The sequence below is a fragment of the Geminocystis herdmanii PCC 6308 genome, from assembly GCF_000332235.1.
GTDB classification, from domain to species: Bacteria; Cyanobacteriota; Cyanobacteriia; order Cyanobacteriales; family Cyanobacteriaceae; genus Geminocystis; species Geminocystis herdmanii.
Genome location: NZ_CM001775.1, coordinates 1202704 through 1228676 on the forward strand (window position 1 = coordinate 1202704; position 25973 = coordinate 1228676).

Sequence of the window (25973 nt, forward strand, 5' to 3'; positions counted from 1 at the left end):
TTTAGGTTAAAGAATGAAAAATCAAGGTTTTGAGATTTTTTGTTGTAGATTGTATGTTGTCACTTGCCTTTTATTCATCTTCACAAGTAAACTAAATCTAGTATCTGAGTTGACTATTTTTCAATGGAACTAGAATCATTTTCTCCTAATCTTACCAACAAAATTGAGGCAATTCTATATCTTAAAGCACAACCTACCACCATTGATGAACTCGTTACCTTAACCAAAACATCCATTGATGACATCCAAGAGGCTTTAATTCAATTGATGTCTGACTATAGCTATCGTGACAGTGCCTTAGAAATTCTCGAAACACCTCAAGGATATAGCTTACAATTAAGAAATTGCTATCAATCTCTCTTAGAACATCTTATCCCCGCTGAGTTAAATCCTAGCACCTTAAAAACTTTAGCCGCCATTGCCCTCAAAAATCCGATTTTGCAAAGTGATTTAATTAATCTACGAGGTAGTAGTGCCTATCAACACGTTAACGAATTAGTAGAAGCAGGATTCATCCGCAAACGCCGTCAAGAAGAAGGTCGATCGTATTGGCTAGAAGTTACTAGCAAATTTTATCAATATTTTGAGATGAATCAATTAGGTAATGAGGAATGAGAAATGGATAGTAAAATCTAGCATCTTTCACTTAACGTTAGTTATGATATGGTAAGAGTGAATAAAAGAGTAACGGCAAATTCCAACAGAGGGAAGAAATAATGGTATTTGATTCAAATTTTTTTCAGAGAGAATCAGAAACGACAGTCAAAAACACCTTAGTAGAATATTTACAAAAACAACATCCTGACACTTTAGAGAGAATCGCACAATCTGCTACCCCCGAAGTCAGAGAAATTATTACCCATAACGTACAAGGTTTATTGGGTAGTTTACCTTCGGAAGCATTCAATATTCAAATAGTTACCGATCGACAAAATCTTGCTAATCTCTTAGCATCGGCGATGATGACAGGTTATTTTCTCTGCCAAATGGAAAAAAGGAAAGATTTAGACGAGAGTATCGCTGACACCGATTCCCTTTTTTAATAAATAGTGAATAGTGAGTAGTGGAAACTTTAAATTGTTAATTGTTAATTCTTAATTCTTAACCGCCTTTAGCAAAAGAAATCATTACTAGAAATGAAAGTAATAATCCGGGTACTAATAAAACAATTAACATCAAAAATTGGTCAGTAGTCATGATTTTCCCATGGGTGAGTCATTTTTCATGTATATTATATATTTATATTTAGGTATAGATAAAATTTCTTCTTCTAAATCTTGTTAAAATAACACTTCCATGACTCATTCTTTTCTTTTAGAACCTAGTAGTTGGATTATTAAAGGCACATGGCTTGATAAAAGTCAAGTAGCTGTTCCTTTTCAGGGTGCAACTATTATCACATGGGATCAATCAAATTGGTTTATCATTAAAACGAAAATTATTTTTCCGAAAAGCGATCGAAAAGAAATAAGCTATGAATATAAAGGATTTTTACCCGGTCATAGAACCCAATATACCTATATTTTAAAAAGGAGTGATTTTGAAAAAATAGAAGGGGAAGGTTGGTTAACTGCCGATTCCATTATTCAACGATATTGGGTATTAGGAGATAATCGCCGTTTAAATGGTTTTGAAACATTTTTCCGTTTAGATGAAGACACTTATCATCTAACCAGTGGTATGATGACGGGTAATCATCTTTACAATACTTTAGAAGGAATTTTAGAACGTCATGGTTAAAATGTGTAAACATGAGTCAAAATAGGTATAGATTAAGATTTGATATATAAGTTAAATCATGAGTTTAGGGCAAAAAGATAATCGTATATTGGGCGATCGTTACCAGTTAATCGAATTAATTGGTTCGGGTGCTATGGGACAAGTTTATAGAGCCGAAGATCAAGTATTAGGTGGAGTAATCGTAGCTGTCAAATTTCTCTCCCAAACTCTACTTAACGAAAAAATGCGTCATCGCTTTGAAAGAGAAGCGACTATTAGTGCTCTTTTAGGGGAAAAAAGTATTCATATTATCCGAGTCAGAGATTACGGTATCGATGACAATGAAGTTCCTTACTATGTAATGGAATTTTTAGAAGGTCAAAGTTTGAGTGACATTATTAAATTTCAACCCTTAGAACTGAAACGATTTCTCTACATTACTCGTCAAATTTGTGTGGGGATGGATGCTGCCCACAGTGGCATAATGTTGCATAAGGAACTTTGTCAGGTTGTCCATCGAGATATTAAACCTAGTAATGTTTCCGTCATGCAAGACCCCACTTTAGGGGAGTTAGTGAAAATTCTCGATTTTGGGATTGCCAAGTTAGTACAGGCAAATGCCACTCAGACTCATTCATTTATGGGAACTTTGGCTTATTGTTCTCCTGAACAAATGGAGGGTAAGGAGTTAGACAATCGATCGGACATTTATAGTTTAGGGGTAATGATGTATGAAATGTTAACCCTAGAGATGCCGATTCTACCTGAAACTTCCTCTTTTGGGGCATGGTACAAAGCTCATCATGATTTTCAACCTCGCCCTTTTGAAGCCCATTTAAAAATACCTTCAGATTTAAAAAATATTATCATGAAGTGTATGGCAAAATCTAGGAACGATCGACCTCAAACCGTCGCAGAAATTTTAAGGGTAATCGAAAGAATAGAAAAGGAAAATAATCGCAATAATAGGGATAAAATGACCAGTTATTCAGGTCAAGAAACTATTGTTGCAGATCAAGGGCATCAAGAGCAACAAAAACAAATAAAAGAAAGTGATCAAAATCAAGATAAAACAGAATTTTCCGAGACAGTGGTTTCACCTTCCAACAAAAAGTCTCAATCTAAAATAACGAAAGATACAAAACTCACATGGCCTAAAAATAAACCCATACAAAAAATTGTTTTTCCTCGTATCGTTAACACTCAAACGGAGACTTATCCTAGTTTGTGGGTAATGTTAGATAAACAAGATATTTTAAATCGTATAGTTAGTATTCGTTATAATCAGTTTCTGTTTTTAAGTTCACCTCATCCGATGATTTTATGGATTACCGTTATTTATAATCCGATTCATGGTCCTCGTTGGCTACCTTGTTATTTAGATTTAAAAAGTGAAAGTTCTCGTCAGGTAGTAGCTTCTTTGGCGGAATTAGGTAGTTATAAAATCCTCTTTTTTGCTATTGAAGAACCTGAGAAGTGTCAACACAGTATGATTTCCACGATCGCATCTAATCAGTGTACGATTATGAAAGATTGGATTAAAAACACCAGTAACTTTAATGATAAAGGAGACGCTAATTTAAGTCGTAAAAGATTAAGGGATGAATTTGAAAGACTAAAACCTCGTATTTTGCAAAAGTTAGCCGAAAGCTATAAATAATTAGGGGTTGCTGAAAAATTCTTTTGATGAGGATAGGAGAAAGGAGTCAGGAGACAGGAGATAGGAGAAATACTGAAACATCAAGATTTTTATGCTGTTGATAGATAGAATGAGTATAGTTGTATTTAAAAAATAGGTCAAAAGTGTCGAATTTTTGAATAAAAATCCTCAAAACAGCGCACTTTTTCACTAATGTATTATATCTAAACCTTTGATTTTAATAGTCTTCTGATTTATTCAGCTTTTGTTCTAAGTTTCTCAGGGTTTGTTGAGCGACTTTAGCTGGTAATGCTCGATATTCAGGAGTTGATTTTAAGACTTTATCAAGGAGATTATAGCTCGAAAATTCTCCACAAAAAATCAGGCTTTGTCGGATATTATAGTTAGCTTTATTGTACAGATTTTTAGAAGCAAAACACACTTGATCTAGTGATGACCAAAAAGAGTGAGTTTTTGTAATAATATGTCTTTCGACTAACTGAATAATCCAATCAAGGGGAGTAATGATAATTTAATGTTACTATAAAATGAAGGAAATTAAGAACAATTCTCTTTTTTTATCAGATTTTCAGCTAATACTTGACATTATTTGTATATATTTGTCTATATTTTCATTAAAGTTTTATCATACCTAACTTAGTTCGATCGAGCAATCAATTTATTATAGATTTACTCTTGTTTGTAGTAAGGGTTTTAACCTTTATTTCATTAAATATAGTCATATCCATTGTTTCTGTGATATTTTCTAAAATACTGAAGTTAGTTAAATAATTCTTTTTTATATTTTAGAAAAGAAACCATTTTTTTGTATTTTCATTTTTGCATCTAAAGCATTTTTATTATTAATAGCAATTTGTAAATTAGGTTTTAATTTAATAGCAGTTGTATAATCAATAATTGCTTTTTTATATTCCCGTAAATTCTGGTAAACAACACCACGATTATTATACGCATTTGCATAATTAGCATCTATTTCAATAGCTTTAGTATAATCAATAATTGCTTTTTTGTAATGTTTTAAATCATCATAAGCTAAACCACGATTATTATAAGCTGACGTATAATTAGGATCTAATTCAATAGCTTTGCTATAATCAATAATCGCTTTTTCATACTGTTTTAAATTCTTATAAGCAATACCACGATTATTATAAGCATCTGTATAATTAGGGTCTAAATCAATAGCTTTGGTATAATCAATAATGGCTTTTTCATATTGTTTTAAATTTCTGTATTCTTCAGCACTGTTAAAATAAGTTTTAGCATTTTCTAAAGAGGAATCAACAATATTTTCTTTAATTTCTATAGAGGTAAATATCTCTTCTTTTTCTTGATCATTTAGATTAATTTTATTCTCTAAATTTTCTAGTAAATGATTAATAGTAAAACGATTATTATTTTCTTTATTTAAACAACATTCAATGATATTTTGCCAGAATTGAGGGATTTTACTCACATTAACTTCCTTATTTACCACTTCCTGCATTAACGCTAAAGGAGTTTCACTATTAAAAGGCAATTCCCCCGTTAACGCTTCATAAATAACCACTCCCAATGACCAAATATCCCAAGCCGAGGAGATTTTGCCCTCGTAGGCTTCGGGAGGTGCGTAACCCATCGAACCCATCAACGTGGTGGTTTTAGTGGAATTATTTTGCACACTTCTGACTAAACCAAAATCCGATATTTTCCATTTATCCCCTACCCTTAAAATATTTCCGGGTTTCAAATCTCGATGGACAATGACGGGTTTTTGACTGTGTAAATAATCCAATCCTTTGGCTATATCTAATACTAATTGTTTAACTTCTTCTTCTGGTAATTTACCTTTTTTCAACTCATCTTCCAAACTATAATCTGCTTTTTCCATCAATAAATAGAGAAATTCAAAATTATTTAATACACATTCTCCGCAGGTATAACAATCGAGTAAATTAGGCTGTTTTAAGGTAGTAGAAAAAATCAATTCATCTAACTGTTTATCAGGGTTATCAGTGATAATTAATTTAACCGCCAATTCTCGAATAAATCTATCTCTAACCACTTCATCCGCTAAATATACACCACCAAAACTCCCCGAACCTAATAACCTTTTGAGGTAATATTTATTGTCGATATTTTGCCCTTCTAAGATTTTGAATAAGAATTTATTATTCATATTATCTATATAAAAATACTATTTAATGTAATATGAATTATTTATAAGCAGAATCATGATCAGTGTGTAAGGATAATAAACGTAAATAATCTCCTTCTCTAACGGCGATCGATCGACATTTTTGAGTTATCCTAAGAGTGTATAAATTTTCTGTTTTTTTTCCTTTTTGATTTTTGATTTTTTCCCATTTTAACCCTTGATCTTGATATAATTGTTCCCATGTCAAATTAGATATTTTTTTTAGGGTTTTAAATACACTAATTAAATCTGATTTAGATAAATTAAATAAATGTTTTTGAAAAATCGGGTTATTTAGATCAAGTAAAACTTTATTCATAAATGTTTAATTTAGTAGCTATTTCATCTAAATTAGAGACTTGAGGGGGATTATTATAATTCCATTCAAGGGCTTGATCTAAGTCATTTTGTACTGTAGGATCATTTAACCAATTTTCTTGATCATCGTCAATTTTTTTGTCTATTTGAGCATAAAAATTTAGCCATAAATTACCCAATTTTTCTAAATCAATAACAACGGCTTTTTTTTCTCCTTCTTCATTAACAATATATTGAATACCATCCATAATGTTTAAGTTTGAAAATAATAATAATAGTATTATAGCAATTATATCTAATCTTTGATCAAATTTAGGTCAATTCGATCGATTAGCCAGAAATTGATAAGGTAATAGCTAAAGTCTCTTTTAGGAAATTTTTAAGAATTATTATATTTTTAATTAAGAGATAAATGTTGTTTTAATTTATGGTAAGGAACAATAAAATCTAACTGATTATTTAGATATTGACTAATTCGATCGCCTTTCAAAGCCTCTAAACGATTACTTGGCAAAGCCCTTAAACTTTCTAAAGTTTCAGCACTATCAAGAATACGCAAACGTTTCAAAGCTGATCTTTCTATACCTGAAAATTTTTTAACAGATTTTATATAGCAACAAGGAATAAGGTAATGCACCATTTTCCTTGTATTTAAAAGACTTTATTTTGTTAGTTAATTTGTCGAGTATCTCTCAATAAACTGGTGGTTTGATGAGGGGTTAATTGTCCTTTTTTTTGCAAATTATCTAGGGTTGAAGCTACGGTTTTGGCTAATTCTTTTTCTCCTATTTTAGTGGCATTTACCTGCATATTAATTAATAACTCTCCTGTTTTATTGGGATCGACTGTTTTCGTTAATTCTGTACTATAAATCTTCAATTTCCATCGCAATAAATCTTGATCAACGTCTTCATTAATTTGCTGGATTTCTTTATAAGAACCCGTATAATTTAAAGTAGTAATTTGCTTGATGATCGAATTATTTTCTGCGGTGATTAAGTCTATTTCTAAGACTTCTTTTTCTCCGTTACTATTACCAAAATCAGCAGGAGGAACTTCTACAGAAATTAAAATATCCGTAAAGCAATTTGTGTGAATTGTACCTAATAATAACTCATTTTTTAGCACTTCTTCTAAGGATAAAAAATCGGGACGTAAACAATAAAAACCTTTTAATTTTACCTGATTTTTCGGATTTAATTTTAATTTTGCTCCTTCCAGTGCCACTGTTTGAAAACTGCTTAATCTGGTGGTTAAAAGACTCTGAAAATTAGCTAAATTATCGGCATAAATAAACGTACCTTTGCCCTTTGCACATAAATCCGTGAGAAATGCGGTATTAAAATTACTGGCATCCCCTAAGCCAACGGTGTCGATGACTATGCCGTTTTGACTGATTTCTTGCCCTTGAAGCACGATCGAGCTAGGATCATCTAACATCATGCCTTTAGCATCGGTAGCGTTACCATCGGTGATTAAGATGCCCACCCTAGCCACTCCTTTTTCTGGGGGTAATACTTCCCGAAACCAATTTAACGCCAAATCGGTACGGGTGACACCAGTAGCGGTGAGATTATTAATAGCTTGTGTCGTTTCGGTTTTGTTATTACTGTTGTTAACCAGAGTGATCACATTCGTATTATAACTGGCGAGGGAAAGACGATCGATCGGTCTTAAATTGTTGACAATAGCGATACAGGCTTCCTGAGCTTTTGCTAGTTTATCACCATTCATGGAACTACTGGTATCAAGGGCGATGGCGATTCTCAGGGGTAAACCTTCGGCGGTAGTAGTTGCAGTATCAGGATTGATTCTCACACGCAATATATGCTCTGATACACTTGAACTAAGTTTGTTCGATCGATCCCATTGGCATTCAAGATTAAACATAATAGTTTCATGATTACTTCCTATTTTTCCTTAAATTATGTCAGAATTTAGCTTCTTCCGTGAGTTTTCAATTAAACCAAATTTAGGGGGTAAAGTCTCAAAACCTTGATTTTTTTATTCTTTAACCTAATACCTAACATCTTCCCTTCACTTAGGTTACTTGAAATGAGATCATTTTATCGATGAAGAAATAGGGAAAAGGATAAGCGGTTGTACAATAGAAAAGATAAAAAAGCTGGTTATGTTAAGAATACTTTATGAAAATAGCTATCTTGTCTCAAGATCATAGTCTTTATTCTACTAGAAGAATTAAAGAGGCGGGGGAGAAACGAGGACATGAAATGAAGGTGGTTAATTACCTTAGATGCTATATGAACATTACCTCCCATAAGCCAACGGTGGTTTATGGTGGGAAGCCTTTGGAAAATTTTGATGCGGTGATACCTCGGATTGGTGCTTCTAAAACTTTTTATGGTTTGGCGGTGGTAAGACAATTTGAGGTGATGGGGGTATTTAGTGCCAATGAATCTCAGGCGATTTCTCGATCGAGGGATAAATTACGTTGTGTACAAATTTTAGCACGGGAGGGCATCGGATTACCTGTGACGGGTTTTGCCCATGACACGGAAGATATTGATGGTTTAATCGAGACGGTGGGGGGAGCACCTTTAGTAATCAAGTTATTAGAAGGCACTCAAGGCATTGGGGTTGTTTTAGCGGAAACTTATCAGGCGGCAAAGTCTGTAATTCAAGCCTTTAAGGGATTAAATGCCAATATTTTGGTACAAGAGTTCATTAAAGAGGCAGGGGGTGCAGATATTCGTTGTTTTGTGGTGGGTAATAAAGTTGTAGCGGCGATGAAAAGACAAGGACCCGAAGGAGATTTTCGATCGAACTTACATAGAGGTGGCAAAGCGGAAAAAATCAAACTTACCCCAGAGGAAAGAAGTACAGCTATTCGTTCAGCGAAGGCTATGGGTTTAAGAATAGCAGGAGTTGACCTATTACGATCGAATCATGGTCCTGTCGTCATGGAGGTTAATTCTTCCCCCGGATTAGAAGGCATTGAAAAGGCGAGTCAAATTGATGTCGCCGATAAAATTATTGACTTTATCGAAAAAAATGTGGAAGTTGGGAATAGTGTGCGCGATCGTATTCAATTTTAAATTAGAAATTATCTCGATCGTTTTCTATAGCAATTAATTCTTTAATACGGTTGACTTGTTCACCGATAAAGCAATAACTATAGGCTAAACCTTGATGAGTTCCTCCTCTATATTTATCACTCATAAATTCACATTTTTTTTGAGCATAATTAACCCATGTTGATTGGGATTCTCGTAATAAATTTTGAGCTTCTGAATCTAAGGATAAATTCATTTTTGTTATTATTTCATTTAATCTTTGATTTAATACTTCCATGGCTTCTCCTCCTTTAATTTTCATACCTAAATTAGTATCTTCTGTTTCCATAAAACCATACCAATCTTGATCTTCTGGAGGAATATCCCTCGATCGCGCAGCGCCACTTCGTGATCGAACTATCAATGAATCTAAGGGAATCATTAAGGTTAAACAAGTGCAAAAAGCGAAACCAAATATCTTATTCATAAATTACATAAAAAATATTAAAATCTTATAACCAAGTCTCTGAGAAGATTATACCTTATTTTTCTAGGGTATTTTTTTTATCCCCCTTGCTATGTGCATAGTTTATACGCATAATAGAAAATATAAAAGTAAATAAAACTATGGCGAGTATCAATATCTATATTAATGATGATTTGAAAGAAGAAATGGCTTTGGTGGAGGCAAATTGGTCTGAAGTTTGCCGTCAAGCGATTAATCTTGAGATTACTAAGAGTAAGACAGGTGAAATGACCTATGAACCAAAAAACTTTGCAGAAGGAAATTGGGATTATTCTTCTTTTGAGGAAAATTTTAATAACGACAATGTGATCATTAAGCCTTACATAGATCATGCTAATCCGAAATTACGCAATACCGTTAAGGTTGCTTCTCAATGGTTAGAAGAAATAAAACGGGAACTTTCCATGGCGCGATTAGATGGTAATTCCTTGGGAGAGTTTTTTCAAGGAGTCAGAAAAATCGAGGTTTTAGAACCGGGAAAACCATGGAAAACAGGGTATCTAAAAATTAATTATCACATTGATTTTTATTTTGAAAATGATAATGTTACGGACACCATTGAAGGGGAAATTATTGATACCATAAATCCTCAAATTTTATCATCAAAAACAAAAATAAGCTCGATCGAACCCATAGATCAATCTATTCAATTAACGGAATTAAAACACTTAGGAATTGTTAACATTGATTTAGAACCATTGCCCTCTAACTCTGAAGAAATATCAATGATGTATCCTGAGTCATATACCCCCTTAAAAAAAGCCTTAGAGGAGCATTTTTCTTTTCAAAAATCGAGTTTATCAGCAAAAAAAGTTAAACAATGGTGGAGAGAATGGTATGACCGTCAGTTATTAATGATCGAGGGAGATATTGACATCAGAACTTTTTTAGAAGATGAAGACGATCGAGAAGCGAATATTTCAGGTTATATAAACTCCGAATACTTTGTTCTCAGAACTGAATTTTTAGAAGAAATAGAACATCACTGTATGGAGCTTGGTTTTTTGCATTATGACTTTGTTTATTTTGCTAGTTTTATCTTTGATTTATTCTATTTTACTAAAGAAGAAAATTTTAACGATTTAAACTTCGATTATTTTCCTAAAATTGATTTTATCAATAAAAATGAATTACCTCGTAAAGCTGGGTTATACTTTCTTCAAGAAGGAGAAAACTTTTATGCTTTTGGATTCACCAAAAATCTTTACTTTCATTGGCAAAATCATAAACTCAACAAAAAAATTAAGAATCCAAATGATCTAAAAATTTTGTTTCTTTTGATGGATTCTCAAAGATATTTACATAATATCGCTCAAAACTTAATCCCGAATTATCTCGAACAAATTAACTTACAAAATAACCCTTACTTAAATAATTAATCACGGAGTAAAAATCATGAAATTTATCTATCAATTAATCGGAATCGCATTGATGCTTTTAGGTATTTATTTATTAGGAAGAAATATCATATTTACCACTAATACAAGTCCATATTTTTGGCGTGGTATTGCCGCCGATGTCTCCATTTTCTCCTTAACTACTGGTGTTATTGGCTTATTTATGTTTCCTAAAACTGCTAAATTTTTTAGTTGGATTTTAATTGGTTTTGGGGTAGTTTTTGTTATTTACAGTAGCCGAGCTATTTTAAATCCTACCAGTTTATGGCAATTTTTCTTATCGATCGTCTCCATGGTAGGCGGATTTAAGTTATTGACCGATCGACAATTTGGCGGTTAAAAATTAAGATTTTTATACTTGCCTAATAATTTTTAAAATTAGGTAAGTAACTTAAAAAAGTATAAAAAAAGGGGATAAAACAATGATAAAAGAAGAATTAAAAGTTAGAGATTTAGAGTTAATTAGTTCATCTGAAGATATTGCTGATTTATTTAAAAAACTCAATTATACAATTATTAATGAACCTATTGATATTGAAAAATTTACTTTTTCATCTACTAATTATTATGCCATAAAAAAAGCCTATTTAATTGCTAGTGAAAAAAACTCAGATTTACAAGTAGTTTTATTTGAATTAGATTATTCAACATGGGTATCATCTAGTATTTATTTACCTCGTATCGAATCTATTAGTAAACAAATTAGCAATCGTTCTTCTGATTTTTTAGTAATTGGTACAGTCGCCTATAAAAATTTAGTTTTTGTTAAATCTTCTGGCAAATTTGATGAAAATTATAATTTTAGAGTAGAAATTAATACCACTGTGGTTAATCTACAAGAAGTTGATTTAAGTACTTTACATTTTATCAAATCTTTAACTATCACTGAAAATGATCTAAATTTATTGAATAAACGACAGGAAATAGCTATTAAAAATATTAATAGAGAAGCCAAGAAAAGAAATCAATTATCTACTGATTCATTAGGTTTTTATCTTCAAGAAATCGGTAAAATTCCTCTTTTGAGCCAAGAACAGGAAATTATTTTATCAAAACAAATTCAAGAGTTAGTACTACTTGAGAAAAAAAGAGAAACTTTAAAGAAACAATTAAGTCAAGAACCTACTACAAAAGAATGGGCAGAATTTGTAAAAATTAGTTACAAACATCTTGTTATTAAAATTAGTCAAGGGGAAAAAGCGAAGCGTAAAATGGTAGAAGCAAACTTGCGTTTAGTGGTTTCCATCGCCAAAAAATATAATTCTCCTAATTTAGATTTATTAGATTTAATTCAAGAAGGTAGTATCGGTTTAATCAGAGGGACTGAAAAATTCGATCCCACTAAAGGTTATCGTTTTTCTACTTATGCTTATTGGTGGATAAGACAAGCAATTACTCGTTATTTATGTAATTATAATAGAGTTATTAGATTGCCCATTCATTTATGGGAGTATCAACAACAAATAAAAAAAGCCTATCGAGATTTAATAGCTAAAAATCAAATTATTAGCACAAGTAATATAATAAAATATTTAGGTGAATCAAAAGAAGAATTCTTAGAAAAATTTAGTTATTTTAACAATATTTTATCATTAGATCAAAGAATTAGAAATGAGGAAGAAGATAATACTTTATTAATAAATTTTATTATATAGCAATCTCAAGAATATGAAATCAATTATTGGAATGATACTGAATTTATAAAAAAAATTTTAAATCTAATTTCTGAAAAAGAAAAAAAAGTCCTTATTATGCGTTTTGGATTAGATGATAATGAGGAAAAAAGTTTACAACAAATTGCTAATATTTTGGGAGTTAGCCGAGAAAGAATAAGACAAATTCAAGATAAAGCTATGATTAAAATTAAAAAATTAATTGACAATCCAAAAGTTTTTTTGGAAATAGAGGAAACAAAAATTAGAGAACAAAAAGAAAAACAGGAACAGCAAGAAAAAGAAAAATTATTAGAAACAATCAAATTGAATAATCAAAAAAATGAAGAGTTAGTATTCACTTAGTATAAATAATACTTAACTTAATCCTTAATATTTTAATTTTTCAAAAACCTTTTTAGTTATTTTTAATGAATTAAAAATTATGAACTTACCTGATTATATTGATAATAAAAATTACACTCTTGAATCGGTTTTGGCTATCATAATTGAAGATAACAACCAATTAACCCTTGATATAGCTACGGGCTTTTTCCGCATTGAAGCATGGATAAGTTTAGAATCTCCTATGAATAAACTTAACTCTCTCCGTCTTCTAATCGGTAGAGATCCAGCTATTCGTCCTGCTGAAAACGATCGAATAGACTTGTTAAAGTATTATAGAAAAACTTTACAACAGCAATTAGAAGAAAATCCCTTTAATGTCAATTATAAACAACAAATAGATCGACTAATTGAGTATTTACAACAAGATAAAATAGAAGTAAGATTGTTCGGTGCATTAGGAGATAAAAACCAGTTTCTTCATGCCAAAGCCTATATTTTTGATGAGTACAGTATCGTTGGTTCATCTAACTTTACTCCAGCAGGATTAAAAGCTAATAGTGAATTAAATATTGTTAATAAAATAGGTGCGATCGCCCGTGATTTAAGAAATAATTGGTTTGAAAGATTTTGGCATGATCATAGTGTCGATATTAATTATAAACAGAAATTAATAGATACCTTAAACGCCTCAAAATTTGGCAGTAAAGCCTATACCCCCTATCAAGTATTTATCAAGGCATTATACGAATTATTTAAAGAAGATACCAACATTAATGAAGGAAATATCACAGGAGTTGACTTAGCAGATTTTCAAAAAGAAGGATTCAAAAAAGCTATCAGACTGATGGAAAAACATCAAGGGTGTATCGTTGCCGATGCCGTTGGGTTAGGTAAAACCTATATCGGGTTAAGAGTCATTGAACATTATTTAATAACGGAAAGAAAACCTAATAAAATACCAAAAGTAATGGTAATTTGCCCTGCCCAATTAAGGGAATTAGTCTGGCGGAAAAAACTGGATGAATTTGGCTTAAAAGCTGATATTATCTCTCATGAAGAAATAAGTAGAAAAGATTTTAATTTAAACCGCTATTCTTATTATGATTTAATGGTTATTGATGAAGGACATAACTTTAGAAATAGTGGTACAAATCGCTATAATAATCTCCTCAAATTAGTTAATAGTGGTAACAGAAATAAAAAGATATTAATGTTAACGGCAACGCCTATTAATAATAGCGTTTATGACCTATATCATCAAATATTAATCTTAGCTAGAGGTAATGAAAGTTATTATCGAGAATACGGAATTAGTAACTTAAACGGTTATTTTAAAGCCTTACATCAAGGCAAAACAGAAATCACCGAATTGTTATTTCAAACGATGGTGAGAAGAAGCCGTCAAGATGTAATTAGAAGACAAGAAGCAGGAGAAGAAATTATTATTGCAGGTACAAAAATTCATTTTCCCAAAAGAGAATTAGAAAGATTTACCTATAACTTTGAAGCCGAATATCAGGGTTTATATATTGGCATTGCTAACAGCATCGATCAACTAAATTTATCACCCTATAATATTAAATCATTTAAACTCAAAAAAGTTCAAACTGATGAAGCAGAAGTTAAAAGAAATTATGCCTTAGTCAATTTGCAAAAAGCACTATATTTAAAAAGATTTGAAAGTAGCTTAATTGCCTTTAAAAAGACAGTAACTAATCAAAAACAATTCCAAGAAAAATTTTACCAATTACTAACCAAAGAAGGTAAATTATTAGATAGTAAAAACTTTAGAAAGTTAATCCTTGCCCTTGAAGATGAAGAAGAAAATATAACCGTTACAGACATCATTCAACAATTAGAAGAAATAGATGCTAAACAATACAATTTACCAGAGTTACAACAACACATCGAACACGATTTAAGGCTACTTAATCAAATATTAGAGCAAATTAACCAAATAGAAAATAATCTACCTAAATCCTTAGAAAAACAAGACGAATCTACTCCTAAATCGTCCTTACAAATAGGTACGTCCCCTAACTCCTACCTTATGAAAGAGGGTAGAGAGGGAGTCATACCTCATTATGATGAAAAATTAAAGGCATTTAAAAACTTATTAATTAAACTTAAAGGGAAAAAAATATTAGTTTTTAGTTACTATAAAGATACTGCTAAATATCTCTATCAAGAATTAATAAAAGATCAATATTTCCTGAGTCAATTAGATAATCCCAAAATTGATATTTTGACAGGAGATAGCAGTAGTCAGCAAAGACAAGAAAAAGTTAACCGTTTCGCCCCAAAAGCCAATCTTAGCAACGATAATCCTCAACAAAAATTAGAACAGTTACAGCAATTATTACAAAATCCCATCGATATTTTAGTCTGTACTGATGTACTGTCAGAAGGGCAAAATTTGCAGGATGCAGGAATATTAATTAACTATGATTTACACTGGAATCCTGTCAGAATGATTCAAAGGGCTGGAAGAATCGATCGACTCGGTACAGAATATGACACCCTCTACATCTATAACTGCTTCCCCGAAGAAGGATTAGAGGTGTTATTGGGGTTAGTGAAAAGACTACAAGATAGAATTGCTACCATCGATCGAGAAGTAGGATTAGATGCCAGTGTATTAGGAGAAATTATAACAGGCAGAAGTTTAGAACAATTAGAGAGACTAAAAAAAGCTGATACAGACGCAGAAAAACAGGCTATTTTAGAGGAATTAGAAGCAGAAATCGAGTTAGTATCCCTCGATGAGATGAAATTGCCTTTAATTGAATTTATCCAACAAGTAGGACAAGAATTAGTAGAAGAAATCCCATTAGGTATTCATAGTACTAAAAACTTAAATATACCTGACAAAAACTTTAAAGAAGGAGGACTTTTTTTAGCGTTTAAATCTGATGATAAACACTTCTGGCAACTATTCCCTCGTCTTAATGGTTCGATTGTCACCGATGAAGATAAAATGATTACAGATAAACGGAAAATATTTAATTATCTTAAATGTAATCAATCCGATTATCCTAACCCCGATAATTTATCGCCAGTAGCTTTTGATAGTGCTATTTTCCCAGTGTTAGAAAGTGCTGTTGATCAAATCTTAACTTATTTTAAGAAACAACAGACTGCTAGAAAGGTAAAACCATCTTTAAATACAACTTTAACTGCTATTGTTAACCTTCTTAAAAAACCAGATTTAAAGATAGATAATCAGAATATTATTAAAGATATTTTAAAAGTTATTGATAATATTCCTTTAAAAAGTTTAGATAAAGAAATAAAAAAAATATGGAGTAATTTAAAACAACATAAAACTCCCAATATTTTGGTAATAGAATTAAATCAGCTTTTTACTGATAGTGGCTACTATGATGAAATTGAAGATCAAGAAAATCCGATAAAAATTATCAAAAGAGAGGAGATTCAATTAGTCTGTTATCAATGGTTTAAACCTGAATAATCAATTTTAATATGGGTTATGAGCTAATTATTCATTTATTTTAAACTTAGTTACGTTATAATTATGCCTATGGGGGGGATAATTATAAATAGAGTAAAAATCTTAGCAAAAACTTTTTGACACAACCCTATTGAGATTTACCCTTAAGATAATCTATATTAAGTAACGATAAGTAAAGAAATTTTAAGCAATCTTGTTAAATCATACCCTTTTTTCACAGTTAACTACTTTTTTCCCTACCGTCAGAGAGAATTTTTTTGATTTTCTTTTCAGTTGGTGGTGGCAAAAACAAAAGCGTCAAAACGTCTTCGTTTTCTTCGCCTCGGCGTTTTTAGTGTCTATTCCAGTGTTTTTTCAAGCGCCTTTAGTTAGGCTTTTTCCCCTATTAAGTCTATTATTAACTTTTGTATGGTTTCGATTAAGTTTTATCTTAAAACGTAAATCAGAATCTTATATCTGGGGAGATATGTTATGGGGTTTTAGTTGGAGTTGGCTTTGTGGTTCAATATATTGGGGATGGTTGCGAGAAAATCCTGCTATTCATATTCCCATTGAAGCCATTGGTTTACCCTTTGCTTTATGGTGTATCTGGAAAGGTTGGGGTTTAATCGGTAACTATTTCTATCTAGGCTCGTTGATCGGTACTGCGATAACTGATTTATACTTTTATATCGCTGGTTTAGTACCCTATTGGCGAGAATTAATGATTACTGATCCTACCTTAGTTAAACCTATTTTACAAGGTGCGATCGTACAAGTCCAGACTCCTTGGGGAATTAGTTGGGCTGTATTATTGGCAAATGTTTTGTTAGCGATAAGTTTATATGCTTTAGTAAAAAAAGAAATCCACTATATAGCCTTTGCTGGTGCTGTTTTAAGTACTATTTTCACTGATGCTTTATTCCTTGTTGCTGCCTATGTGGGAATAAGTTAAGAATAATGGAGAATGGAGAATTGAAAATGGAGAATTGAAATAAGTTAAAACCCTGTAGGGGTTGAATATTATTCAACCCCTAGGATAACTCTATTTATTTCTAGTTTTTAATTTTCATTTGCCTCTAAACTAGGTTTATTTTCTTAGGCTAAATTAACTTTAAACACTTTGTTTTTTACTTCCTCTACTTTAGGTAAATTAAGGGTTAAGATACCATCGAAATAATCGGCGGTTACTTTTTCGTTTTGAATGGCAACAGGTAAATTAATAGTTCTTTCAAATTTACCATAATTAAATTCAGAAATATAGTAACCGTTGTCTTTATTTTCTTCTTGATGGCGATATTCGCCACTAATTTTTACCATGTCATGGGTGACACTAATATCAATATCTTTTTTATTGATTCCGGGTAATAATACTTTTAATGTTAAACTATTATAGTTATCAAATAGTTCGATCGCAGGTTTTACTAAGGAATTGTTAGGGGTATCCCAAGAGGTAATTTCGTCAAAAAGTCGATTCATTTGACGGTGTAAACTGTTGATGTCAGATAAGGGATAAAAACGAACTAAGGACATATTTATTTCCTCCTAATAACTAATTTAATGATTATTTATTTAACTTTGATTGTTATTTTTATAATGTCATAATTTTATTTTGTTGAGAGGAGGGTAAACCGAAAATTCAAGGTAGGTTTAACCCTAATATATTTAAAACCATTGTAGAGACGTAAAATTTTATGTCTCTACCTAAATTATTTATATCTCTACCTAAAATATGGGTAATTTCTAATGAAAGACTTTAATTGTTACTGAGGATTTCTCCTCCTCCCATAACAATTTGTTTAAGAGTGGTAAAGGTTTCTAAACTAATTAATCCCCTACGATGTCCTTTCTGATTAGAAATACCTAAAAAAACAGAATTGCTACCGGGTAGATAACGATAAAAACGAGGGGAAGAATTGACATAGACTAGGGCGCTATCGATTTCCATGGCAAATATTCTTCCTTCTTGATAGGAGTCTGTTATGATACAATTTGCATGACCACTACTATATTCATTAATCCAGACAATAGCATCATTGAGATCGTCAACGGTACGAAAGGCAATACTATGATTAAATAGGGGTTGATTCCATTGGCTAGGTTTAATCGGTTTAAGATAATCGGGAAAATCGGCGACTAAATTTTCATCTCCAAAAAGGTTGAATTTTTGTTCTTTGAGATGGTTAAATAGTCTCACGATCGAATTTAAACTATGATTTTTATTGATTAGTACTTTTTCTATGGCATTGACTCGATCGGGAATACTTTTGTAGCTATCAATAATCACATGACGCACTAAATCTAAGTCACCAGAAGATGACCAATATAAACCACAATTAGCGATGGCGGATTTTAACACTGGTGCGGTGGCTAATTGGGTGACTTTTTGAATTAAACTAGGACGACCGTAAGGGATAATGAGGTTAATATATTGATCTGATGTTACTAAATCTTCGATGGAATAACCTTCTTCTGAGGGGAGAAACTGTAAACAACTGGCAGGAAAATTCGCATCTTCTAATGCTACTTGTAAAACTTGGGTGATAATGGTATTCGTATTACTGGCTTCACTACTACCTCTCAAAATGATAGTATTTCCTGTTTTGATGGCTAAACCTGCGGTAATAATTGCTAACTCTGGTAAGGCTTCATAAATTAAAGCAATCACCCCTAAAGGCATTAATTGAGAGTAATTTTGACTGTAGGTGACTTGATAAGGGGAATTAATTACTTTTTGAAAGGGATCAGGTAATTCAGCTAATGTCTTTAATATTTCGATCGCAGTTTTCAGTCTTTGAGGTGTTAACTTCAACCATTCCAGAATCAAATCTGGCACAGCCATCTCCTTGCTGATTTCCAAATCAAGGGTATTTGCTTGTAAAATATCATCTAGGCATTCTTCCAGCTTTATCGCCATGTTTAAGACAGCTTGAGAGCGTTCAATTCCTTTGATATTACTCATTTGTACGAAGGCTTGATGAGCTTGTTGTACAATGAGAGCTGTTTTTTGTGTAGAATTATCTTTCATATTCTTGATTTTAACGGCGATAAGCTAACCACAAAGAAATACATAGTAGGATTAAGATTAGTCCTAATATGATACCAGAAATTAACTTAACTCCCCCATTAAGAGTGATGAGTAAGGGAATAGAAATAAGTATGGAGGCTAGAAAACAACTCAGGGTAAGATAAAAATAACTTTCCTGCCAAGGTTTTTGAGTTAACATCCATGCTTTACCATTCCAACGCCATTTTTTTTTGTACGGATAACTAGGGGTTAATTGTTCGATACATTCTTCTTCATCCGTTACTACAAAAATTTGTTGACATCGATCGCACCCCATAGCTTCCGTTAAGATAATAGGTAATAATCGCCCTTTACGACGACAAGGGCAAGGATACTCACAATTTAAGTCGATTTTAACGATTTTTTTTTGCCAACGCACAATATTTGTACCTCAGTAAATTATAAAATTTATTGGTAAAGACAAGGTTTTAGGCTTTAGGTTTTAGGTTTTAGGTAAATTTTTTGATTTTAAACTGCGACACTTAATACTAAATACCTGAATTCGATGTCAAACTTTTAAATTACCTAAGTTTGATATAAGAAACCTTTAATAATAAAGGTTTAAGAATGAAACAACCTTGTCTTTTCCCCTCTCCCCTAGTAAACTTAGAGGGGGTTGAGCTTTATAAACCAATACCAATACCTAAACGACTTGCTAAACTGGGAGTTATGGGAATCAGAGTTGTTAAAGATAAGAAAATTAATATTAATCCCCATGCGGCTCTGGTATCATTAGGTTCTGTTAATTCGTTAAGACTAGGACGTTCTAAGTCTCTTTGTAAAAATAAGATTACGATCGCCCAATAGAAGGGTAAAGAGTTGATAGGATTTAAAATACTCACAATAGCCAAAACAATTAATGTGCCAATGGTAGCACGGCGACAGGTTTTTCGACCATAGATAGCTTGAATAATTCTACCGCCATCGAGTTGCCCAGCAGGTAACAAGTTAAGCGCGGTGATAACTAATCCTAACCAACCTAAAATCGTCAAAGGATTAACAGCTACACTGTCTCCTTGTAAGGCAGAATTAAAAAATAACTTCGCTAAAATACCCACTAAAATTGAACCTTGAAAAAAGTTAGTAGGTATTTCAAAAGTACCGCCCATAGTGGACATCCCCAAGCCTAATAATAACATCCCTAAAGATACTGCAAACCCAGTGGCAGGTCCTGCAAAAGAAATATCAAATAATACTGATCGATTAGGAATCAGAGACTCGAAACGAGTAATCGCCCCAAAACTGCCGATTTGAATGGTAGGCAAAAAGAAAGGTAAGCTAATTTTAACATTATTTTTAGCTCCAATAATCTGATGTCCCATTTCATGGCTTAATAAAATTACCCATAAACCAATACATAAAGGTAAAACTTCGACATAACGATTCCAGTTTCCGACTAAATCAAATCCTAACAGCAATGCGATCGCTTCCATGCTAGTAAAAATTGTTGCTAACAATAATACTAAAGCCAGATTTTTTTGAGCAAGGGTAGTTGTTTTTGGATCATTAGTACTAGGTAGAATGATCACAACAGGTTTTCCTTCAGGAGTTTCCACTAAAAATAAACGATATTTTTCCCCTAATTTTGTCTTTAATTTTTCTGTTAAATTACTATGGATTAACTCAGCGTCTCCTCTTAAATTACCTTTTAAAATAACTCCTTCTTGATAGGGGATAGTTTCGGTAATAAAAAAGGTATCAATACCAAAAATTGTTTTAATTTGTTTTAAATCATCTTCATCAATGGGCTTAAAATCTACTTGTAGTTGTTGTTCGATTTTAAGAGGATAATTATTCTCTTTTATCTTCACTGGCTCATTCGGGTTTGAGGGTTTTTTTTCTGATGTCATTTGCTCTACTAAATCAGTTTTTTCTAGTGCAGAAATTAATTGTTGTTTGAATGTTTCTAACTTTTCTGAATCAACTTTTTCTGTCGCTTTTTTCCTAATTAAGTTACCTAAATAAATATAAAAACCTGATGATAAAACTAATAGTAAAATAATAGCAATGATATTCAAGTAAACTCCTGTGGCTAATAATGCAAAAAATACTAGCCAAGGAGTCATTAAACTTATGGATTGTAACCAAGCTAAAATGCCAATTTCTCCGTAAGGTTTTGCTCGATTATAACCCCAAAGAATAAGACCTATAGCCACTAAAATAATGGCTATAATTACAAAATTTTGTGATAAATTAAACATGATTTATAGTGAATAAAAAATAGTGTTTTAAAAACAATCTTTAATTAATAGAATGGTATCATAGATCGCCTCACAATAAATTGATGAGGCTAATAGTAAACGTTCAATAAATTGAACTAAGAAATTATATTTTATCGATTCGTAGGGGTTGAATAATATTCAACCCTAACATGGTTTTAACCCTTTAAATTAAATTAAATTAAACTCATAATATCCAACACCTAAAAACTACCCTTATAAAAAATTCTTGCATAAAATTTAGTTTAAGTTAAAAGACTTTTACGCAAGTTACCATCATTTTTTGTTAATAAAATTTCGGCTTCGTCTTTAGTTTTCTGACTCCAGTGCATCAATAATGCTAATTTTACCTTATATCCACTGGCTTTTAACAGTTCGATCGAATCCTCCCGACTCAAATCTGTCAAATCGCTAATAATTCTCAAGGCTCGATCTTCTAGTTTACTATTAGTTACAGAAACATCGATCATGCGATTGCCGTAAACTTTACCTAGCTTTACCATCACTCCCGTAGAAATAATGTTCAGTGCCATTTTTGTAACCGTACCTGCCTTCAAACGAGTTGAACCTGCTAAAATTTCCGCCCCTGTCAGCAATCTAATATCAATATCCGCAGAAATGGTAACTTGCTCTTTTGGTACACAACTGATGGCAACCGTAACTGCCCCCAGTTTTTTCGCTTCTTCCAGCGCACCATGTACATAGGGAGTTGTACCTCCTGCGGTAATTCCAATTACAACATCTAAATTACCGATCGATCGATCGAGCATAGCAGTAGCCCCATCTTCCGATCGATCTTCAAGGGCTTCCGAACTCTTAACCAGAGCGGATTCTCCCCCGGCTAGAATGCCCTGTACCATGTCGGGATTTGTGCAGAAGGTGGGGGGACATTCGGCGGCATCAAGCACCCCTAAACGTCCGCTAGTACCCGCTCCAATGTAAAATAAACGCCCTCCCTTGCGTAAGGATTGAGCGGTGATGTCGATGGTTTGAGCTAACTCCTGTCGTGCTTGTGCGATCGCATCAATGGTTTTTTGATCCTCTTGATTGAATAAATCAACGATTTCTAAAGCCGAAAGTTGATCTAAATTAACACTAGCGGTGTTAATCTGTTCTGTTAATAAATGACCACGATTCATAATAAATAATTGAGAATGGATAATGGAGAATGGAAAATTGAGAATTAACACCTAAATTCTTTATTACTTATTACTTATCACTTAATTACAGAAGTCCTTCGAGTTGACGGCGGATGCGTTCTAATTCAAAAGCTGACATATCCACTGCGGATGATTCGGATTCGGGAGAAGGATAACTAGCGTCTTCACTCCAGTCAGTTTGTTCAACATTTTTTTCTGGGGGAATTTCTAGCATTCCTTCATTGATAAATTTCGATTCGTAACCTGCGGATACGCAAAATTCTTCCACTTCATCTTGTTCGATGCCTTCTACACTAGGGGTAGGAAAATCTTGAGCTTCCAGTAATAGAGCGTAACGAGTTGCATCATCTTCAGATTCAAACATTAATACAAAGTCTCGATCGCCAATTTGCAGGGTGTGGATTCCTTCGTTAGCTGTGCCTGAATTATATAATAAAACGTATATTCGCATTTAAACTATTGATTAATATTAATTGATTTTAACTTCTGAGAAGTTGTTTTAAAAGTTTCTGATCCCCCTAAATCCCCCTTAATAAGGAGGACTTTGTTTAATATCCGCCCTTTTTCAAGGGGGGGCAAGGGGGGGATCAATTATCAAAATTATGGCTTTTCAAACAGCTTATGATGTTAATTTTAATATTGATGATTCTTCTTGTCTATAAAGATTTATTAAATACTTAGATTTAATACTAAATAAGTTAATAAATATCGTAAATTATTTTTTCATTCTACCATAAAAAAGAGCTAATTTTTCAGGAGAAATTTTAAGATAGTAACCCATAATTATTAATTGATTAATCAAAGTAGTTTTGATAATTCCTAGTTTATCCCATCTTCTGGATGATGTAGTTACTGCTGATTTTGCTAAATAAATTTTACCGTGTTTTTGAGCTTTTTTGACTAATTCAAAATCTTCCATAATGGCTATATCTTGATATTTTCCTAATTGTTCAAAAACTTCTTTTTTGAGAAAAATTCCTTGATCTCCATAGGGTAATGATAGATAGTTCGATCGAACATTTACCATAATTTCTAAAAGACGAAAAATAGATTTTTTATTATCAATATTTAAGGTAAAAGCTCCTAGAATAAAATCTTTTTGATTAACAATTTCTTTAATTATTTGATGATAATTTGGAGGTAATAAAGTATCCCCATGAAGAAATAATAAAATCTCACCTTGAGCATTTTCAGCCCCTAAATTCATTTGATAACTACGGCGTAAAATAGGAGATAAAATAACTTTAAAGTTAGCTTGTTTGATTAATTTAACAGTATTATCTTGACTTCCTCCATCGACAAAAATAAATTCAATATCGGGATATTTTTTAAGATTTGCTAAGATTTTAATTAAGTTTTTTTCTTCATTAATAACGGGAATAATAACGCTAAGATTAATGGGCATTATTTATTGAGATAGATAACAGAAACAAAAAAGTTTGTAGTTATGGCTTTAGCCATTGATTAATAATTTATTTGAGATAGATAACAGAAACAAAAAAGTTTGTAGTGATGGCTTTAGCCATGAATTAATAACCCCTAAAGGGGTTACTACGAACCTTATTTATATAGATTTTTAATTGCTGATTCTAAATCATCTTGTTTGATTAATGATTCTCCAATTAAAACGGCATTTGCTCCAGCATTTTGCACAAAATCAAGATCATTTTTTGTGTATAATCCCGATTCACTAACGATCAAAATATTCCTATTAATAATAGTTTCTTTTCTAGCAGATAAAATATTTTTTGTGGTGTCTAAACTCACCTCAAAATTTTCTAAATTACGGTTATTAATTCCAATTAATTTTACTTCATCTAATGTTAAAACTCGATCGAGCTCTTCTAAAGTATGAACTTCAATTAATGCCGTCATCTTTAAACTGTGAATTATTTTGAGAAAATATCTTAAATCGGTGTCTTTTAAAATAGAAGCAATCAATAAAACCGCATCAGCACCATTTAATCTCGCTAAATAAATTTGATAGGGATAAATGATAAATTCTTTACATAATAAGGGCAATTTTACCGCATTTCTTACTTTTGCTAAATTCTCAAAACTACCTTGAAAAAACTCCGCATCTGTCAACACCGATAAACAAGAAGCGCCTCCTTTTTCGTAAGATTGTGCGATCGAAATGGGGTCAAAATCTGGTTTAATAACTCCTTTACTGGGGGAGGCTTTTTTAACTTCTGCAATTAGGGCAGGTTTTTTGACAGAATTGGTTAAAGCACCAAGAAAATCAAGGGGAGAAGAAGTTAATTCAGCAACTTTTTTACGCAAATCTAATAATGACATTCGATCGCGCATTTTTTCCACTTCTTTTTCTTTATGCCAAACAATTTTTTCTAAAATATTTTGAGGCTCACTATCAGGTAATTTTATTTGATAACGGAGACTTTCTACAGCAACGGTTGGTGATGGTTGTTGACGACGAATTTTCATAAACAAAATATTATAAATAATGAATAATTAATAGTGAATAGTGAATAGTGAATAGTGAATAGTGAGGAGTTTTTAATTCTCCATTCTCCATTCTCCATTCTCCATTCTCCATTGCCACTTGTCATGAGTACCATTTTAAGGGAATATAGTTTAGGATTTTAACCAAATATTGCCTAAAATTAGTAGAAAAATCTTTTATTATCTGAATTTTTATGATTTCTAGTAACGATTTTCGTCCGGGTGTAAGTATTGAATTAGATGGTAGCGTTTGGAAAGTAGTAGAATTTTTACACGTTAAACCGGGTAAAGGTTCGGCTTTCGTGCGTACTAAATTGAAAAATGCTCAAAGTGGTAGCGTCATGGAAAAAACTTTCCGCGCTGGAGAAACTGTACCCCAAGCTAACCTTGAAAAACGTACCATGCAACACACCTACAAAGAAGGTGATCAATTTGTGTTCATGGATATGGAAACCTTTGAAGAAGCCCGTTTAACTGAAGCACAAGTAGGCGATCGATCGAAGTACCTTAAAGAAGAAATGGAAGTCAATATTCTTTACTGGAATACTACAGTGTTAGATGTAGAATTGCCCACTTCCGTTGTGTTAGAAGTAGTTGAAACCGATCCGGGATTAAAAGGTGACACCGCCGCAGGAGGCACAAAACCTGCTATCCTCGAAACAGGCGCACAAATTATGGTACCTCTATTTATTGTTATCGGGGAAAAAATTAAAGTGGATACCCGTAATGATAGTTACTTAGGTAGAGAGTAGAATTATCATCAATTATCAATTATCAATTATCAATTCCCCTTATATATATAG

The 25973-nt window shown here is 32.2% G+C and carries 27 protein-coding genes; 12 read left to right on the forward strand and 15 right to left on the reverse strand.

The features are described from left to right. Window positions 1-123: 123 nt before the first annotated feature. The 4 genes from scpB to SYN6308_RS06035 all read left to right on the forward strand — a co-directional run bounded on the left by scpB (window position 124) and on the right by SYN6308_RS06035 (window position 3379). Window positions 124-615, forward strand: coding sequence for an SMC-Scp complex subunit ScpB (gene scpB, locus SYN6308_RS06020; protein WP_017293538.1), 492 nt, complete (start codon window positions 124-126; stop codon window positions 613-615). A gap of 101 nt (window positions 616-716) precedes the next feature. Next, a complete protein-coding gene (locus tag SYN6308_RS06025) occupies window positions 717-1043 on the forward strand; it encodes a DUF760 domain-containing protein (protein WP_017293539.1) in 327 nt (108 codons plus the stop codon). Between the two features lie 253 nt (window positions 1044-1296). Beyond that, window positions 1297-1740 carry a hypothetical protein gene (locus SYN6308_RS06030; RefSeq protein ID WP_017293540.1) on the forward strand — a complete coding sequence of 148 codons (444 nt, stop codon included), beginning with the start codon at window positions 1297-1299 and terminating at the stop codon, window positions 1738-1740. Window positions 1741-1798: 58 nt separating this feature from the next. After that, window positions 1799-3379 (forward strand): serine/threonine protein kinase, encoded by a 1581-nt coding sequence (locus SYN6308_RS06035; RefSeq protein WP_017293541.1) that lies wholly within the window; start codon window positions 1799-1801, stop codon window positions 3377-3379. 217 nt (window positions 3380-3596) lie between these two features. On the opposite strand, the gene SYN6308_RS21880 is transcribed toward SYN6308_RS06035, so the two are convergent. From SYN6308_RS21880 to SYN6308_RS06065, 6 genes are all read right to left on the reverse strand, one after another. Next, complete coding sequence (locus SYN6308_RS21880; protein ID WP_017293542.1) at window positions 3597-3800, reverse strand: hypothetical protein; 204 nt, start codon at window positions 3798-3800, stop codon at window positions 3597-3599. A 357-nt stretch (window positions 3801-4157) separates the two neighbouring features. Then, on the reverse strand, window positions 4158-5537 hold the full coding sequence (locus tag SYN6308_RS23280) for a protein kinase domain-containing protein (protein WP_017293543.1): 1380 nt from the start codon (window positions 5535-5537) through the stop codon (window positions 4158-4160). A gap of 37 nt (window positions 5538-5574) precedes the next feature. Then, on the reverse strand, window positions 5575-5874 hold the full coding sequence (locus SYN6308_RS06050) for a hypothetical protein (protein ID WP_017293544.1): 300 nt from the start codon (window positions 5872-5874) through the stop codon (window positions 5575-5577). After that, window positions 5867-6121, reverse strand: a complete 255-nt coding sequence (locus SYN6308_RS06055) for a hypothetical protein (protein ID WP_017293545.1) — start codon at window positions 6119-6121, stop codon at window positions 5867-5869. Before SYN6308_RS06055 ends, SYN6308_RS06050 begins: the two co-directional genes overlap by 8 nt. Before the next feature lie 149 nt (window positions 6122-6270). After that, entirely contained in the window at window positions 6271-6513 is a 243-nt protein-coding gene (locus tag SYN6308_RS21890; RefSeq protein ID WP_017293546.1) for a type II toxin-antitoxin system RelE/ParE family toxin, read from the reverse strand. Between the two features lie 29 nt (window positions 6514-6542). Beyond that, window positions 6543-7763, reverse strand: a complete 1221-nt coding sequence (locus SYN6308_RS06065; RefSeq protein WP_017293547.1) for a vWA domain-containing protein — start codon at window positions 7761-7763, stop codon at window positions 6543-6545. Between the two features lie 257 nt (window positions 7764-8020). Here SYN6308_RS06065 and rimK point away from each other — a divergent pair, with 257 nt between their 5' ends. After that, window positions 8021-8929, forward strand: coding sequence for a 30S ribosomal protein S6--L-glutamate ligase (rimK, locus tag SYN6308_RS06070; protein WP_017293548.1), 909 nt, complete (start codon window positions 8021-8023; stop codon window positions 8927-8929). A gap of 1 nt (window position 8930) precedes the next feature. On the opposite strand, the gene SYN6308_RS06075 is transcribed toward rimK, so the two are convergent. Further along, window positions 8931-9374: a lysozyme inhibitor LprI family protein gene (locus SYN6308_RS06075; RefSeq protein WP_017293549.1), complete on the reverse strand. Its 444-nt coding sequence runs from the start codon at window positions 9372-9374 to the stop codon at window positions 8931-8933. 140 nt (window positions 9375-9514) lie between these two features. Between SYN6308_RS06075 and SYN6308_RS06080 the strand changes: the two genes are divergently transcribed. The 6 genes from SYN6308_RS06080 to SYN6308_RS06100 all read left to right on the forward strand — a co-directional run bounded on the left by SYN6308_RS06080 (window position 9515) and on the right by SYN6308_RS06100 (window position 17216). Beyond that, window positions 9515-10792, forward strand: coding sequence for a hypothetical protein (locus tag SYN6308_RS06080; RefSeq protein ID WP_017293550.1), 1278 nt, complete (start codon window positions 9515-9517; stop codon window positions 10790-10792). A 16-nt stretch (window positions 10793-10808) separates the two neighbouring features. After that, the gene (locus tag SYN6308_RS06085; RefSeq protein ID WP_017293551.1) at window positions 10809-11150 is read left to right on the forward strand and encodes a hypothetical protein; all 342 of its coding nucleotides are present in this window, start codon (window positions 10809-10811) and stop codon (window positions 11148-11150) included. A gap of 82 nt (window positions 11151-11232) precedes the next feature. Beyond that, complete coding sequence (locus tag SYN6308_RS23285; RefSeq protein ID WP_017293552.1) at window positions 11233-12465, forward strand: sigma-70 family RNA polymerase sigma factor; 1233 nt, start codon at window positions 11233-11235, stop codon at window positions 12463-12465. A 66-nt stretch (window positions 12466-12531) separates the two neighbouring features. Next, complete coding sequence (locus SYN6308_RS25440) at window positions 12532-12828, forward strand: sigma factor-like helix-turn-helix DNA-binding protein (protein ID WP_272943056.1); 297 nt, start codon at window positions 12532-12534, stop codon at window positions 12826-12828. Window positions 12829-12907: 79 nt separating this feature from the next. Then, a complete protein-coding gene (locus tag SYN6308_RS06095) occupies window positions 12908-16282 on the forward strand; it encodes a helicase-related protein (protein WP_017293554.1) in 3375 nt (1124 codons plus the stop codon). 193 nt (window positions 16283-16475) lie between these two features. After that, window positions 16476-17216 carry a DUF3120 domain-containing protein gene (locus SYN6308_RS06100; RefSeq protein ID WP_017293555.1) on the forward strand — a complete coding sequence of 247 codons (741 nt, stop codon included), beginning with the start codon at window positions 16476-16478 and terminating at the stop codon, window positions 17214-17216. A 143-nt stretch (window positions 17217-17359) separates the two neighbouring features. On the opposite strand, the gene SYN6308_RS06105 is transcribed toward SYN6308_RS06100, so the two are convergent. The 8 genes from SYN6308_RS06105 to trpC form a co-directional block, all read right to left on the reverse strand. Then, window positions 17360-17794 (reverse strand): Hsp20/alpha crystallin family protein, encoded by a 435-nt coding sequence (locus SYN6308_RS06105; RefSeq protein WP_017293556.1) that lies wholly within the window; start codon window positions 17792-17794, stop codon window positions 17360-17362. A gap of 223 nt (window positions 17795-18017) precedes the next feature. Beyond that, complete coding sequence (locus SYN6308_RS06110) at window positions 18018-19289, reverse strand: glutamate-5-semialdehyde dehydrogenase (protein ID WP_017293557.1); 1272 nt, start codon at window positions 19287-19289, stop codon at window positions 18018-18020. Window positions 19290-19299: 10 nt separating this feature from the next. After that, entirely contained in the window at window positions 19300-19707 is a 408-nt protein-coding gene (locus tag SYN6308_RS06115) for a hypothetical protein (protein ID WP_017293558.1), read from the reverse strand. A gap of 244 nt (window positions 19708-19951) precedes the next feature. Continuing rightward, on the reverse strand, window positions 19952-21529 hold the full coding sequence (locus SYN6308_RS06120; RefSeq protein ID WP_017293559.1) for a site-2 protease family protein: 1578 nt from the start codon (window positions 21527-21529) through the stop codon (window positions 19952-19954). 263 nt (window positions 21530-21792) lie between these two features. Then, window positions 21793-22686 carry an N-acetylmuramic acid 6-phosphate etherase gene (gene murQ, locus SYN6308_RS06125; protein WP_017293560.1) on the reverse strand — a complete coding sequence of 298 codons (894 nt, stop codon included), beginning with the start codon at window positions 22684-22686 and terminating at the stop codon, window positions 21793-21795. 85 nt (window positions 22687-22771) lie between these two features. Beyond that, complete coding sequence (locus SYN6308_RS06130) at window positions 22772-23158, reverse strand: DUF3110 domain-containing protein (protein WP_017293561.1); 387 nt, start codon at window positions 23156-23158, stop codon at window positions 22772-22774. Between the two features lie 264 nt (window positions 23159-23422). Next, entirely contained in the window at window positions 23423-24112 is a 690-nt protein-coding gene (locus SYN6308_RS06140) for a TIGR04283 family arsenosugar biosynthesis glycosyltransferase (protein WP_017293563.1), read from the reverse strand. A 155-nt stretch (window positions 24113-24267) separates the two neighbouring features. Continuing rightward, a complete protein-coding gene (trpC, locus tag SYN6308_RS06145) occupies window positions 24268-25152 on the reverse strand; it encodes an indole-3-glycerol phosphate synthase TrpC (RefSeq protein WP_017293564.1) in 885 nt (294 codons plus the stop codon). A gap of 212 nt (window positions 25153-25364) precedes the next feature. Here trpC and efp point away from each other — a divergent pair, with 212 nt between their 5' ends. After that, the gene (gene efp / locus SYN6308_RS06150) at window positions 25365-25922 is read left to right on the forward strand and encodes an elongation factor P (protein ID WP_017293565.1); all 558 of its coding nucleotides are present in this window, start codon (window positions 25365-25367) and stop codon (window positions 25920-25922) included. The last annotated feature ends 51 nt before the right edge of the window (window positions 25923-25973 follow it).

Excerpts from the sequence above, each read along its gene's own strand:
- scpB (WP_017293538.1), top strand. The coding sequence starts at position 124 with ATGGAACTAGAATCATTTTCTCCTAATCTTACCAACAAAATTGAGGCA.
- SYN6308_RS06025 (WP_017293539.1), top strand. The coding sequence starts at position 717 with ATGGTATTTGATTCAAATTTTTTTCAGAGAGAATCAGAAACGACAGTC.
- SYN6308_RS06030 (WP_017293540.1), top strand. The coding sequence starts at position 1,297 with ATGACTCATTCTTTTCTTTTAGAACCTAGTAGTTGGATTATTAAAGGC.
- SYN6308_RS06035 (WP_017293541.1), top strand. The coding sequence starts at position 1,799 with ATGAGTTTAGGGCAAAAAGATAATCGTATATTGGGCGATCGTTACCAG.
- SYN6308_RS23280 (WP_017293543.1), bottom strand. The coding sequence starts at position 5,537 with ATGAATAATAAATTCTTATTCAAAATCTTAGAAGGGCAAAATATCGAC.
- SYN6308_RS06050 (WP_017293544.1), bottom strand. The coding sequence starts at position 5,874 with ATGAATAAAGTTTTACTTGATCTAAATAACCCGATTTTTCAAAAACAT.
- SYN6308_RS06055 (WP_017293545.1), bottom strand. The coding sequence starts at position 6,121 with ATGGATGGTATTCAATATATTGTTAATGAAGAAGGAGAAAAAAAAGCC.
- SYN6308_RS21890 (WP_017293546.1), bottom strand. The coding sequence starts at position 6,513 with ATGGTGCATTACCTTATTCCTTGTTGCTATATAAAATCTGTTAAAAAA.
- SYN6308_RS06065 (WP_017293547.1), bottom strand. The coding sequence starts at position 7,763 with ATGTTTAATCTTGAATGCCAATGGGATCGATCGAACAAACTTAGTTCA.
- rimK (WP_017293548.1), top strand. The coding sequence starts at position 8,021 with ATGAAAATAGCTATCTTGTCTCAAGATCATAGTCTTTATTCTACTAGA.
- SYN6308_RS06075 (WP_017293549.1), bottom strand. The coding sequence starts at position 9,374 with ATGAATAAGATATTTGGTTTCGCTTTTTGCACTTGTTTAACCTTAATG.
- SYN6308_RS06080 (WP_017293550.1), top strand. The coding sequence starts at position 9,515 with ATGGCGAGTATCAATATCTATATTAATGATGATTTGAAAGAAGAAATG.
- SYN6308_RS06085 (WP_017293551.1), top strand. The coding sequence starts at position 10,809 with ATGAAATTTATCTATCAATTAATCGGAATCGCATTGATGCTTTTAGGT.
- SYN6308_RS23285 (WP_017293552.1), top strand. The coding sequence starts at position 11,233 with ATGATAAAAGAAGAATTAAAAGTTAGAGATTTAGAGTTAATTAGTTCA.
- SYN6308_RS06095 (WP_017293554.1), top strand. The coding sequence starts at position 12,908 with ATGAACTTACCTGATTATATTGATAATAAAAATTACACTCTTGAATCG.
- SYN6308_RS06105 (WP_017293556.1), bottom strand. The coding sequence starts at position 17,794 with ATGTCCTTAGTTCGTTTTTATCCCTTATCTGACATCAACAGTTTACAC.
- SYN6308_RS06110 (WP_017293557.1), bottom strand. The coding sequence starts at position 19,289 with ATGAAAGATAATTCTACACAAAAAACAGCTCTCATTGTACAACAAGCT.
- SYN6308_RS06120 (WP_017293559.1), bottom strand. The coding sequence starts at position 21,529 with ATGTTTAATTTATCACAAAATTTTGTAATTATAGCCATTATTTTAGTG.
- murQ (WP_017293560.1), bottom strand. The coding sequence starts at position 22,686 with ATGAATCGTGGTCATTTATTAACAGAACAGATTAACACCGCTAGTGTT.
- SYN6308_RS06130 (WP_017293561.1), bottom strand. The coding sequence starts at position 23,158 with ATGCGAATATACGTTTTATTATATAATTCAGGCACAGCTAACGAAGGA.
- SYN6308_RS06140 (WP_017293563.1), bottom strand. The coding sequence starts at position 24,112 with ATGCCCATTAATCTTAGCGTTATTATTCCCGTTATTAATGAAGAAAAA.
- trpC (WP_017293564.1), bottom strand. The coding sequence starts at position 25,152 with ATGAAAATTCGTCGTCAACAACCATCACCAACCGTTGCTGTAGAAAGT.
- efp (WP_017293565.1), top strand. The coding sequence starts at position 25,365 with ATGATTTCTAGTAACGATTTTCGTCCGGGTGTAAGTATTGAATTAGAT.